Origin of the sequence: Methylobacterium mesophilicum, assembly GCF_022179445.1 — a bacterium.
Lineage (GTDB): Bacteria > Pseudomonadota > Alphaproteobacteria > Rhizobiales > Beijerinckiaceae > Methylobacterium > Methylobacterium mesophilicum.
In genome coordinates this window covers 1-12,949 of the sequence record NZ_BPQU01000043.1, presented here as the reverse complement: position 1 = coordinate 12,949, position 12,949 = coordinate 1, and the positions used below count along the sequence as shown (strand labels likewise).

Annotated in this window: 9 protein-coding genes, 1 pseudogene and 1 riboswitch; of the genes and pseudogenes, 8 read left to right on the top strand and 2 right to left on the bottom strand. The window is 69.7% G+C overall.

Translation table 11 applies throughout. The features are described 5' to 3' along the window. Nucleotides 1-66: 66 nt before the first annotated feature. A riboswitch (cobalamin riboswitch) is annotated at nt 67-276 on the bottom strand. Between the two features lie 103 nt (nt 277-379). Together MFF40_RS25660 and MFF40_RS25655 are read right to left on the bottom strand one after the other, a co-directional pair. Continuing rightward, nucleotides 380-689 (bottom strand): annotated as a pseudogene (locus MFF40_RS25660) (transposase); the annotation flags it as partial. Nucleotides 690-824: 135 nt separating this feature from the next. Then, complete coding sequence (locus MFF40_RS25655; RefSeq protein WP_147854512.1) at nt 825-1,385, bottom strand: L,D-transpeptidase; 561 nt, start codon at nt 1,383-1,385, stop codon at nt 825-827. Nucleotides 1,386-1,642: 257 nt separating this feature from the next. Between MFF40_RS25655 and MFF40_RS25650 the strand changes: the two genes are divergently transcribed. The 8 genes from MFF40_RS25650 (at nt 1,643) to MFF40_RS25615 (ending at nt 12,846) form a co-directional block, all read left to right on the top strand. Beyond that, nucleotides 1,643-2,068 (top strand): hypothetical protein, encoded by a 426-nt coding sequence (locus MFF40_RS25650; RefSeq protein WP_238262809.1) that lies wholly within the window; start codon nt 1,643-1,645, stop codon nt 2,066-2,068. 238 nt (nt 2,069-2,306) lie between these two features. Further along, on the top strand, nt 2,307-3,632 hold the full coding sequence (locus tag MFF40_RS25645) for an efflux RND transporter periplasmic adaptor subunit (protein WP_238262806.1): 1,326 nt from the start codon (nt 2,307-2,309) through the stop codon (nt 3,630-3,632). An 18-nt stretch (nt 3,633-3,650) separates the two neighbouring features. Then, nucleotides 3,651-6,815, top strand: a complete 3,165-nt coding sequence (locus MFF40_RS25640) for a multidrug efflux RND transporter permease subunit (RefSeq protein WP_238262804.1) — start codon at nt 3,651-3,653, stop codon at nt 6,813-6,815. 491 nt (nt 6,816-7,306) lie between these two features. Beyond that, on the top strand, nt 7,307-8,923 hold the full coding sequence (locus MFF40_RS25635; protein WP_238262802.1) for an ABC transporter substrate-binding protein: 1,617 nt from the start codon (nt 7,307-7,309) through the stop codon (nt 8,921-8,923). 9 nt (nt 8,924-8,932) lie between these two features. Beyond that, the gene (locus MFF40_RS25630) at nt 8,933-9,913 is read left to right on the top strand and encodes an ABC transporter permease (protein ID WP_147855663.1); all 981 of its coding nucleotides are present in this window, start codon (nt 8,933-8,935) and stop codon (nt 9,911-9,913) included. Nucleotides 9,914-9,920: 7 nt separating this feature from the next. Continuing rightward, nucleotides 9,921-10,892 carry an ABC transporter permease gene (locus MFF40_RS25625; protein ID WP_238262800.1) on the top strand — a complete coding sequence of 324 codons (972 nt, stop codon included), beginning with the start codon at nt 9,921-9,923 and terminating at the stop codon, nt 10,890-10,892. Continuing rightward, complete coding sequence (locus MFF40_RS25620; protein WP_147910351.1) at nt 10,889-11,869, top strand: ABC transporter ATP-binding protein; 981 nt, start codon at nt 10,889-10,891, stop codon at nt 11,867-11,869. Before MFF40_RS25625 ends, MFF40_RS25620 begins: the two co-directional genes overlap by 4 nt. After that, nucleotides 11,866-12,846: an ABC transporter ATP-binding protein gene (locus tag MFF40_RS25615; protein ID WP_147855660.1), complete on the top strand. Its 981-nt coding sequence runs from the start codon at nt 11,866-11,868 to the stop codon at nt 12,844-12,846. Before MFF40_RS25620 ends, MFF40_RS25615 begins: the two co-directional genes overlap by 4 nt. The last annotated feature ends 103 nt before the right edge of the window (nt 12,847-12,949 follow it).

Here is a 12,949-nt window from a genome sequence, read left to right as displayed (position 1 = left end):
AGGCCGAAGCCATACGCACGCGCATGCTTCCGCACCCGCCGGGGCACCCCGCCCAGCGCGTTTCGCGTGTGACCACGACTGACGGCAGGTCTCCTGGCTCGCGGGTCGTGGCCGCCTCACCGTCTTCCCGGGCGAGGCCGCCCAGTGACGTGGTGGTGAGAAAGCTCGCCGCTTACAGTTGCGGGGGCAGCCGCGGCATCGGACTGACCCTCATGGGTTGGTCCTCACCGCGTTCCCTTTTGATCCCCGAGGGGAACCGTCACGATTACCATCAGCCGCATTGCCGCATCGCGTCAACTCGAAAAGCAGGTTCTATGTACCGGTGTATCCAAGATGCGACAGCGCGGTTCCTTGGGCTGTCCTTAGAGTCTGTCCGAGATCATTGTGTTGTTTGGCAGAGCTTTCGTGTCATTGGGCGGATTGAGGCGAGCAAGAGGAAGGCGCGGGCTGTGCGTGAGCGGCATTCCCAGTCCTTGGCCAAGCGCCGACACCGGTTGAGCCAAGCAAACGTTCCCTCATCCTGAGCCTGTCGAAGGATCGACGATCCAGCGCTTGGGCAGCACGACGAAGCCCTTGGCCTAATCGGAGCGCTTGACGATCGTCAGCCTGAGCCGACGGCATGCCCGGCGCAGTCCGGCCTTAAACGCCGGCCCCTGATAGCCGCCGTCCGCGTACAGCCGCAGCAGGAACCGGCAGCAGGCCACCCACGCATTCGGGGCCGGAACTCGATGATCGGGCTGGCCTGGACGCGCGCCGACAAACTTCGCGCGCCCAGGCCGACACACAACCCTCGCTTGCCGACAGACTTCCCGCGCTCGCGCAGGTCAGTCCCGCACCACCACCTTGGTGCCGACCCGGACCCGGTCGTAGAGATCGACCACGTCCTTGTTGGTCATGCGGATGCAGCCCGAGGACACCGCGGCGCCCATCGTCTCGGGCTCGTTCGAGCCGTGGATCCGGTAGAGCGACGAGCCGAGATAGAGGGCGCGGGCGCCCAGCGGGTTGTCCTGGCCGCCGGCCATGAAGCGCGGCAGGTCCGGGCGTCGGGCCAGCATCTGCTGCGGCGGACGCCAGGCCGGCCATTCCTTCTTCATCGTCACCGTCTTGGTGCCGGACCAGGAGAAGCCCTGCCGGCCGACGCCGACGCCGTAGCGGATCGCCTCGCTGTTCCCGAGGATGTAGTAGAGCCGGCGCTGGCGGGTGGAAATCACGATGGTGCCGGGCTTCTCGGTGCTGTTCCAGCCGATCGTCTCGCGCGGGATCGCCTGGCTGCGGAAGACGTTCAGGAAATCCGCGAGCGGCCCGCTATCGATCGGGCCGGCGGAGGCGGGCGCGCTCCCCAGCAGGGCGCCTGCGAGCGCGAGCATCGCGATCCGTCTCGACATGGTCTGTCATCCTCTCACTTTACCGGTCACTTGGCCGATCGCTTAGCCGGTCACTTGGCCGGTTCTTGCCGACGCGTCGGTCGTCGCGGCCATGCCGCGATCCCTCGGGCGAACCGGCCCGGACTTCGCGGCGAGGTTGAGGCCGGCCGGGGGGCGCGGGCGAGTCGAGGCCTGCCTGTGTGCTCCGGGCAACACCGCGAGCCGGCGCGACGCCGTGGGTGATTGCGCCGGGGGACGGCCATGCTTATCTCGGGATCGTGATCCGATCCGTCGCCCTTCTGGCCCGCCGCGTCGCGGGCCCGCCGGACCGCCTCGTCCGGAGCCTCGCCGTGCTGGCGATGCTCGTCGTCGCGGCGGCTGCGCTGATGGCCGCGCCCCGGCCGGCCCGGGCCGCCCCCGTGGCGGGCCCGGCCTGCTGGATGACGAGCCAGACCGTAGCCGTGCTGTCGGATGCGCGCAGGGTCGAGACCCGCAAGGCGTCCGAGGCCCGCCGGGCGCTGTTCGACGGCATCGACCTGTGTCCGGCCGATCTCGAGGTCGTCGGCGAACTCGGGCTTCCGCGCCGTCCCGTGGAAGCGCCGCGGCCGCGTCACGCCTCCGCCGCATCCTATGGTTATGCCCCGGCCGTCGCGCCGGCTTCCGGACCGGACGAAGCCCTGCACCGGCCGCCCCGGGCGGCCTGACCCGCGCCGCCGGCTGTCCGCCGGCCGCGCGCCCGATCGGCGCCGTGTCGGCGCGAGGACCCTCGTGCCGGATCCCGGATCCGGCGCAACGGTCCAAACCCTCGATCGTGCAGCATCGTCCGTCCGGAAGCCGGAACACCCCGTTCGGGGAGATGCGCGATCCGCCTCGACGAGGCGCGGCCCTTCAGCGCCGCGCCGGCCTCTGCAGACGCATGTTTTTCCAGGAGCGTCGGAACCCGTGACCCGCACTTCGTCCGCCCGATTCCCGTCCCCCGTCCGGCGCAGCCCGCCGCGCGCGACCGTCCTGGGGGCGGCCGCCCTGCTGGCGCTCGGCCTTTCGGCCTGCAACCCGAAGCAGGCGGCCGCGCCGACGCCGCCGGTGCCTGAGGTCGGCTTCGTCACGGTGACCCCGCAGGCGATCCCCTACCTGCGCGACCTGCCCGGGCGGGTGGCGCCGATGCGCATCGCCGAGGTCCGGTCGCGGGTCTCCGGCCTCGTGGTCAAGCGCCTGTTCGAGCAGGGCAGCCAGGTCAAGGAAGGCGACATCCTCTACAAGATCGACCCGGCCCCCTTCGAGGTCGAACTGGCGAGCGCGGAGGCCGTGCTGGCCCGCCACGAGGCCGCCCTGGTGCTGGCCCGCCAGCAGGCCGACCGGCTCGAGACCCTGCTGACCCGGGCCACCGCCAGCCAGGCGCAGTACGACGCCGCCTTCGCGGGCAAGAAGCAGGCGGAGGCCGAGGTCGCCGGCGCCAAGGCGGCCCGGGACCGGGCGCAGCTCAACCTCGGCTGGACCGACGTGCGCGCACCGATCACCGGCCGGATCGGCCGGGCGCTGCTCACCGAGGGCACCCTGATCGAGCCGGGCTCGACGGGAGCGCTCGCCACGATCCAGCAGCTCGACCCGATCTACGTCGACATCACCCAGTCGGTGGGCGAACTGAACCGCCTGCGCCGGGATCTCGCCAGCGGCGAGCTCGCCCGGCTGGAGGACAACACCGCCAACGTCCACCTGATCATGGACGACAACTCCCTCTATCCGCTGGCCGGCCGCCTGCTGTTCTCGGACGTCACCGCCGATCCGAGCACCGGCCAGGTGACCCTGCGGGTGCAGTTCCCCAACCCGCACGACGAGCTGTTCCCGGGCATGTACGTCCGCGCCCGGATCAAGCAGGGCATCGATTCCGACGCCATCGCGGTGCCCCAGCAGGCGATCCAGCGCACCGAGGACGGCCGCGCCGAGGTCTGGCTGGTCCGGGCCGACGACACGGTGATGCGCCAGCCGGTCGAGGTCGGGCCGGTGGTCGGGCAGAACTGGCTGATCCGGGACGGGCTCAAGGCCGGCGAGCGGGTCATCGTCGACGGCGTCCAGAAGATCACCGCGGGCGTGAAGGTGAAGCCCGTGGACCAGACCCCGCTCCACGGCGAGGAGAGCCCGAAGCACGACGCCGACGAGGCCCCCGACGCGCCCGGCGACCAGAAGCCAAGTGACCAGAAGCTTGGCGCCCCGAACCCCGGCGACAAGGCGCAGGCCGCGCCGCGCGCCGCCGCGGTCAACCGCCACTGAGCCCCGGGGACCACGCGCATGGCACGCTTCTTCATCGACCGCCCGGTCTTCGCCTGGGTGGTGGCCCTGTTCATCTGCCTGGGCGGCGCCCTGGCGATCCCGAACCTGCCGATCGCGCAGTACCCGGTGATCGCCCCGCCGCAGATCGCCCTGTCCACGGCCTATCCCGGCGCCTCGGTGGACAGCCTCTACGTCGGCACGACCCGGCTCATCGAGGATGAGCTGAACGGCGCGGCCAACATCATGAACTTCGAGTCGACCACCGACTCGTTCGGCTCGGTCAACATCACCGCGACCTTCCTGCCCGGGACCGACCCGGCGCTCGCCTCCGTGGAGGTGCAGAACCGGTTGAAGCGCGTGGAGGCCCGCCTGCCGGCGGAAGTCCGCCAGCAGGGCATCCTGGTGGAGGAGGCCTCGGCCGCGACCCTCAACATCATCACCCTGATCTCCAAGGACGGGTCGATGGACGAGGTCGGCCTCGGCGACTTCCTGATCCGCAACGTCATCAACGAGATCCGGCGCATCCCCGGGGTCGGGCGCGCGACGCTCTACTCCACCGAGCGCTCGCTCCGGGTCTGGGTCGATCCGGACAAGCTGCGCGGCCTGTCGCTCAGCGCCGAGGACGTGACCGAGGCGATCCGCAACCAGAACATCCAGGTCGCCTCCGGCTCGGTCGGCGCCCAGCCGAGCCCGACCAAGCAGGCGGTCACGGTGCCGATCATCGTGAAGGGCCAGCTCGGCACCATCGAGGATTTCGGCGCGATCGTGCTGCGGGCCAACTCGGACGGCTCGAACGTGCGCCTGCGCGACGTCGCCCGGATCGAACTCGGCGGCGACGCCTACCAGTTCTCGACCCGGCTCAACGGCGGCCCGGCCGCCGGCATCTCGGTGACGCTGGCCCCCGACGGCAACGCGCTGGAGACGGCCCGCGCGATCCGGGCCAAGATGGTGGAGCTATCGCAGTTCTTCCCGCCCGACCTGAAGTGGGACATCCCGTACGACATCACCCCGGCGGTCGAGGCCTCGATCGAGAAGGTGCTGCACACCCTGGTCGAGGCGGTGGTGCTGGTGTTCCTGGTGATGTTCCTGTTCCTGCAGAACATCCGCTACACCCTGATCCCCACCATCGTGGTGCCGATCGCCCTGATGGGCACGGTCACGGTGATGTGGATCTCCGGCTTCTCGGTGAACGTGCTCACCATGTTCGGCATGGTGCTGGCCATCGGCATCCTGGTCGACGACGCCATCGTGGTGGTGGAGAACGTCGAGCGGATCATGAACGAGGAGGGCCTGCCCCCCAAGGAGGCCACCAAGAAGGCCATGGAGCAGATCACCGGGGCGATCATCGGCATCACCCTGGTGCTGATGGCGGTGTTCATCCCGATGGCGTTCTTCCCCGGCTCGGTGGGCATCATCTACCGGCAGTTCTCGATCGCCATGGTCACCTCCATCGCGTTCTCGGCGCTGCTCGCCCTGTCGCTGACGCCGGCCTTGTGCGCGACCTTCCTGAAGCCGGTGGTCAAGGGCCACGGCCACGCCAAGGGCGGCGTGTTCGGGATGTTCAACCGCTTCGTCGATCGCGAGACCGCCCGCTACGGCCGCGGCGTCGCGGGCCTCATCCGCAAGTCCGGCCGGGTGATGCTGGTCTACCTCGCCCTGGTGGCGGGCACGGCCTACGCCTTCATCAACCTGCCGGAGGGCTTCCTGCCGGTGGAGGACCAGGGCTTCTTCACGGTGGACATCCAGACGCCGCCCGGCGCCTCCTACAACCGCACCCAGGAGGCCAACCGCCGGGTCGAGGAGCACCTGCTGGCGCAACCCGGCGTCGCCACCGTGACCATGCTCAACGGCTTCTCGTTCTCGGGGCAGGCGCCCAGCACCAGCCAGGCCTTCGTGACCCTGAAGCCCTGGAGCGAGCGCGACGCGAAGAACTCGGCCGCCGCCCTGGTGGCCGGGACCAACGCGGCGCTGGCGAACTACCGCGACGCCACCGTGGACGCCCAGGAGCCGCCCCCGGTGGACAACCTCGGCAACGCCGCCGGCTTCTCGTTCCGCCTCCAGGACCGGGCGAACCGCGGCTACGCGGCGCTGCTCTCGGCCCAGGACCAGCTGCTCAAGCTCGCGCAAGGCAGCCCGATCCTCCAGAAGGTGAAGATCGAGGGCCTGCCGCCGACCCCGCAGGCGGAGCTGATCGTCGACCGCGAGAAGGCGGCGGCGCTCGGCGTCAAGTTCGAGGACATCAACGCCACGATCCAGCTCAACCTCGGCTCGGTCTACACCAACGACTTCCCCAACCGGGGCAAGATGCAGCGCGTCTACGTCCAGGCCGAGCAACTCCAGCGCATGAACGCCTCGGACATCCTCAACTACGCGGTGAAGAACGCCGGCGGCACGATGGTGCCGATGTCGTCCTTCGCGGAGCTGAAATGGGGCATGGGGCCGAGCCAGATCGTCGGCTTCAACGGCTACCAGTCGGTGCGCATCACGGGCGAGCCGAACCCCGGCTACACCTCGGGCGACGCGATCAACGAGATGGAGCGGCTGATGCTGCAGCTGCCCAAGGGGTTCGGCTACGCCTGGACCGGGCAGTCGTTCCAGGAGAAGCAGGCCGGCAGCCAGGCCAGCCTGCTGCTGGCGCTCTCGGTGCTGATCGTGTTCCTGTGCCTGGCCGCGCTCTACGAGAGCTGGGCGATCCCGGTCTCGGTGCTGCTGGTGATCCCGCTCGGCGTGATCGGCGCGGTGGCGGCGGTCTACCTGCGCGGCATGCCCAACGACGTGTACTTCAAGATCGGCCTGATCACGATCATCGGCCTGTCGGCCAAGAACGCGATCCTGATCGTGGAGTTCGCCAAGGACCTCTGGAAGCCCGGGACCTCGGTGATCCAGTCCGCCATCGAGGCCTCGACGCTCCGGTTCCGGCCGATCGTGATGACCTCGCTCGCCTTCATCTTCGGCGTGGTGCCGCTGGCCATCGCCACCGGCGCCGCCTCGAAGAGCCAGCAGGCGATCGGCACCGGCGTGATGGGCGGCATGATCACCGCCACCGTGCTGGCGGTGTTCTTCGTGCCGGTGTTCTTCGTGGTGGTGATGCGCCTGTTCCGGCGCAAGGCCGTGGCCGACGGCGAGCGGGGCGCGGGCGAGGCGGCGCCGCATCGGCCGCATCACGCGGCGGCGGCCGAGTAGGATCGGAAGCGAGCGCCTGAACCGCGACGCGTTTTCCCTCCCCCCTCTGCGGGGGAGGGTGGCCCCCGAAGGGGGTCGGGCCGGGACGAAGTCCCGCAAGAGGGGAGCGACGGTGCAGAACAGGGCTTCGCCCGTCATGCCGGTCGCGCCCTTTGCTGAACCCGGGCTCCCCTCTCCCGACCCTCGCTGACGCGAGGCCCACCCTCCCCCGCAGAGGGGGGAGGGAGGCGCGTTTGGTGGTAGCCTTGCCCCTCATCCGGCAGCGCTGTGTGGACATCATAGCGCAGAGGGAGGCGGGCGGGCGCGCGCCATCTGACCGCGATCCAGAAACACCCCACCCCCTCGACCCCGCATTTTGCATACAGATGGTCCGAACCTTGCTGTGGGTGTGTGGCCGGTGCGGTTTGCCCGCGCGCTTCACTCGGCCTAGGCTCAACCCCTGCGCTGGTGGTGGCGGCCTGCCATCAACTTCCACGGTTTCGGAGATCCGCTTGTCCCGTTCGACCCTGAAGATCCTCGCCCGCGGCGTGGCCGCAGGCGCGGTCGCGACCTTCGCGCTGGCGGCGCTGCCCGCGCAGGCCGCCAACGTGTTCCGCTTCGCGTTCCAGGGCGATCTCAAGTCGCTGGATCCCTACTCCCTCAAGGAGAGCTTCACCGAGGGTATGCAGCAGGCGGCCTACGAGTCGCTGGTCACCCTCGACAAGAACCTGAAATTCGCCCCCGGACTGGCGGAATCCTGGGAGACGCCGGAGCCGACCCGCTGGCGCTTCCACCTGCGCAAGAACGTCACGTTCCACGACGGCTCGCCGTTCACCGCCGACGACGTGCTCTTCTCCGCCCAGCGCGTCCGGGCCTCGGGCTCGAACTTCACCACGAACGTCCCGTCCGACGCCGAGTTCGTGAAGGTCGACGACCACACCGTCGACATGGTGCTGAAGAAGCCGAACCCCATCGCCCTCGCCCAATTCCCGACCTGGCTGATCATGTCGAAGAGCTGGTCTGAAAAGAACGGCGCCGCCCAGCCGACCCCGGCCAACGCCACCAGCCCGAGCTACGCCACCCTGCACGAGAACGGCACCGGCCCGTTCGTGATCGCCGAGCACCAGCCCGGCGTGAAGACGGTGTTCAAGAAGTTTCCCGGCTACTGGGGCAAGGTCGAGTCGAACCTCGACGAGGCGGTGCTGACCACGATCGCCAACCCGGCGACCCGCGTCGCCGCTCTGCTCTCGGGCGAGGTCGACTGGATCGATCCCGTGCCGTTGCAGGATCAGCAGCGGGTGAACGCCAGCGGCACCGCCATCGTGATGGCGGGCCCCGAGCTGCGCACCATCTTCCTCGGAATGGATCAGGACCGGGACGAGCTGAAGGATTCGAGCGTCAAGGGCAAGAACCCGTTCAAGGACATCAAGGTCCGCGAGGCGTTCTACCTCGCCATCGACGAGGAGACGATCGCCAAGCGCGTGATGCGCGGGCAGGCCGTGCCCTCCGCCCTGATGATCGCGCCGAGCCTCTACGACCGCGGGGCCGAGTTCAATCGCCCGGCCACCGACCTCAAGAAGGCCAAGGATCTGATGGCCCAGGCCGGCTACCCGGACGGGTTCTCGCTCACCATGGATTGCCCCAACGACCGCTACGTCAACGACGAGGCGATCTGCCAGGCGGTGGTCTCGATGCTCGCCCGCATCAACGTCAAGGTGAACCTGAACGCCCAGCCGAAGGCGAAGTACTTCTCCAAGGTGCTGGCCCCGAACTACGACACCTCGTTCTACCTGCTCGGGTGGACGCCGTCGTCGCTCGACAGCCATAACATTCTCTACGAGATCGTCGGCTGCCGGAAGCCCGGCGACAAGTCGGGACGCGGCAGCTGGAACCTCGCGGGCTACTGCGACCCGAAGATCGATGAGATCGCCGACAAGGTCGAGGGCGAGACCGACAAGACCAAGCGCGACGCCCTGATCAAGGAGGGCTTCGACGTCCTGAGCGCCGACTGGGGCTACATCCCGCTGCACCAGCAGGCCCTGGCCTGGGGCGTCTCCAAGAAGGTTCACCTGACCCAGCGCGCCGACAACCTGCTCCTGCTCTACTGGGTCTCGAAAGACCCGCAGTAGGGCCCGGGCGTGCTCGCCTTCCTGCTGCGCCGGGTGATCCAGGCGGCCGCGGTGCTCGCGGTCGTCGGGCTCATCGCGTTCTCGATGTTCCGGTTCGCGGGCGACCCCGTGAACCAGATCGTCGGGCCCGATACCCCCGCCTCCGAGCGGGCCGAGATCCGCAAGAGCCTCGGCCTCGACGATCCGGTGCTGATGCAGTTCGCCCGCTACGCCGGCGACGTGGTCCGGGGCCGGCTCGGGATCTCGTACCAGTTCCGCCAGCCGGTCTCGCAGCTGCTGGCCGAGCGCATGCCGGCGACCCTGGAGCTCGCCTTCTGCGCGACGGTGTTCGCCCTGGTGGTCGGCGTCCTGATGGGGGTCTACTGCGCGCTGCGCCGGGAATCCTGGCTCGCCGGGCTGTTCCAGGCGGTCTCGCTGGTCGGCATCAGCCTGCCGACCTTTTTGATCGGCATCCTGCTGATCTACCTGTTCTCGGTGACGCTCGGCTGGCTGCCCTCCTACGGGCGCGGCGACACGGTGCGGCTCGGCTGGTGGACCACCGGCTTCCTCACCTGGTCCGGCCTCAAGGCGCTGATCCTGCCCTCGGTGACCCTCGGCCTGTTCCAGATGACGCTGATCATGCGGCTGGTGCGCGCCGAGATGCTGGAGGTGCTGCGCACCGACTACATCCGCTTCGCCCGGGCGCGGGGCCTATCCACCCGCGCCGTCCACCTGCGCCACGCCCTCAAGAACACCCTCGTGCCGGTGATCACCATCGCGGGGCTCCAGCTCGGCTCGGTCATCGCCTTCTCGATCATCACCGAAACGGTGTTCCAGTGGCCCGGCATGGGCCTGCTGTTCGTCCAGGCCGTGCAGAACGTCGATATCCCGATCATGTCCGCCTACCTGCTGCTCGTCGCGCTGATCTTCGTGACCATCAACCTCGTGGTCGACATCCTCTACACCGTGGTCGATCCGCGCCTGCGGCTGTCGTCCGCGCGGACCGCGTGAGGCCGGCATGAGCGGACGTGATAGCGACGTCGGCAACGCGCCGCCGGTCCCGCTGGCGGCGGCGACCCCTGGACGGCTCGCGCGCTGGCGCGATTCCGACCTGGTCGCCAGCTTCCTGCGCTCGAAGACCGCCATGGTGGCGCTGCTCGCCACGGTGCTGATGGTCGGGCTCGCGGTGGCGGCCCCCCTGATCTCGCCCCAGAACCCCTACGACCCGGCCCAGCTCGACCTGATCAACTCCAACCTGCCGCCGATCTGGCAGGCGGACGGCCAGGCGCCGTTCTACCTCGGCACCGACGACCAGGGCCGGGACGTGCTCTCGGCGGTGCTGTACGGCCTGCGCCTGTCGCTGGTCGTGGGCGTGCTCGGGGTGATCACCTCCGGCGTGCTCGGCATCGCGCTGGGCTTGGTCGCCGGCTACGCGGGCGGCGCCCTCGACACGCTGATCATGCGGGTCGCCGACGTGCAGCTCACCTTCCCCGCGATCCTGATCGCCCTGGTGGTGGACGGCGTCGCCCGGGCGAGTTTTGGCGGCGCGCTGGATGTCGGGCCGCTGATCGGGCTGATCGTGATCTCGATCGGCCTGTCGTTCTGGGTGCAGTACGCCCGCACGGTGCGCTCCTCCGTGATGGTCGAGAAGGGCAAGGACTACGTCCAGGCCGCCCGACTGATCGGCCTGACGCCTCCGGTCATCCTGGTCCGCCACGTGCTGCCCAACGTCACCGGGCCGGTCTTCGTCATCGCCACGATCAACCTGGCGCTGGCGATCATCACCGAGGCGACCCTGTCGTTCCTCGGCACCGGCCTGCCCGAGACCATGCCGTCGCTCGGCACCCTGATCCGCACCGGTAACCGGTTCCTGTTCTCCGGCGAGTGGTGGATCGTCGCCTTCCCGGGCCTGGCGCTGGCCGGCCTCGTCATCGCCATCAACCTCCTGGGGGATTGGCTGCGCGACGCGCTCAATCCGAAGCTGCAATGACCGAAACCATCCTCTCCGTACGCGACCTCACGGTCACGTTCGACACGCGGCGCGGGCCGCTCACCGCCATCGACCGGGTCTCGTTCGACATCGGCCGGGGCGAGATCCTGGGGGTCGTCGGCGAATCCGGGGCCGGCAAGTCGGTCACCGGCTCGGCGGTGATCGGTCTGATCGACCGGCCCGGCCGGATCAGCGGCGGCGCGATCACGTTGCGCGGCGCGCGCATCGACAACCTGCCCCCCGAGGCGATGCGGCGGGTGCGGGGCAAGCGGATCGGCATGATCTTCCAGGACCCGCTGACCTCCCTCGATCCGCTGTTCCGGGTCGGCGACCAGATCGTCGAGACCCTGCGGGCCCACACCGACCTCTCCGCCCGGGCGGCCCGCACCCGGGCGATCGACCTGCTCGCCGAGGTCGGCATCCCGGCGCCCGAGCGGCGGATCGACGGCTACCCGCACGAGTTCTCGGGCGGCATGCGCCAGCGCGTGGTGATCGCGCTGGCGCTCGCCGCCGAGCCGGAGCTGATCATCGCCGACGAGCCGACCACGGCGCTCGACGTCTCGGTCCAGGCGCAGATCATCACCCTGCTCAAGCGCCTGTGCCGCGAGCACGGCACCGCGGTGATGCTGGTGACCCACGACATGGGCGTGATCGCCGAGGCCGCCGACCGGGTCGCAGTGATGTATGCCGGGCGGGTCGCCGAGATCGGCCCGGTCGCCTCCGTGATCGCAAAGCCGCACCACCCCTACGCGGTCGGCCTGATGGGGGCGATCCCGACCCTGTCGCAGGAGGCCGACCGGCTCAGCCAGATCCCCGGCTCGATGCCGCGGCTCACCGCCATCCCGCAGGGCTGCGCCTTCAACCCGCGCTGCCCGAAGGTGTTTGCCCGCTGCCGCGTCGAGCGGCCGGAGCCGATCCTGGTGGGCGAAAGCCGCGTCGCCTGCCACCTGTACGACGTCACGGAGAAGGCGGCGTGAGCGCCTATGTCGAGGTCACCGACCTGCGCCGCCTGTTCGATGTCTCGAAACCCTGGCTCAACCGGGTGATCGAGCGCGAGCCCCGCCGGTTCCTCACGGCGGTGGACCGGGTCGGCTTCACCATCGCCAAGGGCGAGACCTTCGCGATCGTCGGCGAATCCGGCTCGGGCAAGTCGACGGTGGCCCGGATGGTGGTCGGCCTGCTGCCGCCCTCGGCCGGCGAGGTGCGGATCACCGGGATCTCGATGACCGATCCCCGGGAGGCGGCGGCGCGGCGGCGTCTGCGCTCGCGCATCCAGATGATCTTCCAGGACCCCTACGCGTCGATGAACCCGCGCTGGCGCGTGGGCAAGATCATCGCGGAGCCGATCCGCGCCTTCAACCTGATCCAGGGGGAGGGGGCGATCCGCGCCCGGGTCGGCGAGCTGCTCGGCCTGGTCGGCCTCCACCCGGACGATTCCAAGAAGTACCCGCACGAATTCTCCGGCGGCCAGCGCCAGCGGGTCGCCATCGCCCGGGCGCTCGCCAGCCAGGCCGAGTTCCTGGTCGGCGACGAGCCGACCTCGGCGCTCGACGTCTCGGTGCAGGCGCAGATCCTCAACCTGATGCGCGACCTGCAGGACCGGCTCGGGCTGACCTACCTGTTCATCTCCCACAACCTCGCCGTGGTCCGCCACATGGCGACCCGGGTGGGGGTGATGTATCTCGGCCGCCTGGTCGAGGTCGCGGCCGCAAAGGATCTGTTCGCGCGGCCCCGCCACCCGTACACGCGGATGCTGCTCGACGCGGTGCCCGACCTCGCCCATGTCGGCCGCGCCCGGGTGCCGGTCTCCGGCGAGATCCCGAACCCGATCGACCCGCCCCCGGGCTGCACCTTCAACCCGCGCTGCCCGCTGGCGAACGACCGCTGCCGCGCGGAGGTGCCGGCCCTGCTCGACGGCGTCGCCTGCCACGCGGTGCAGGAGGGGCGGGCCTGATCTTTGGGTCGACGCGGGCCGGGTCGGATGCTCGCTGGCGTCCGTAGCGGGTGGAGGCTGTGTGAAAAGAGGACGCCAAGCTGGGGATGTCCGGCCGCTTGGG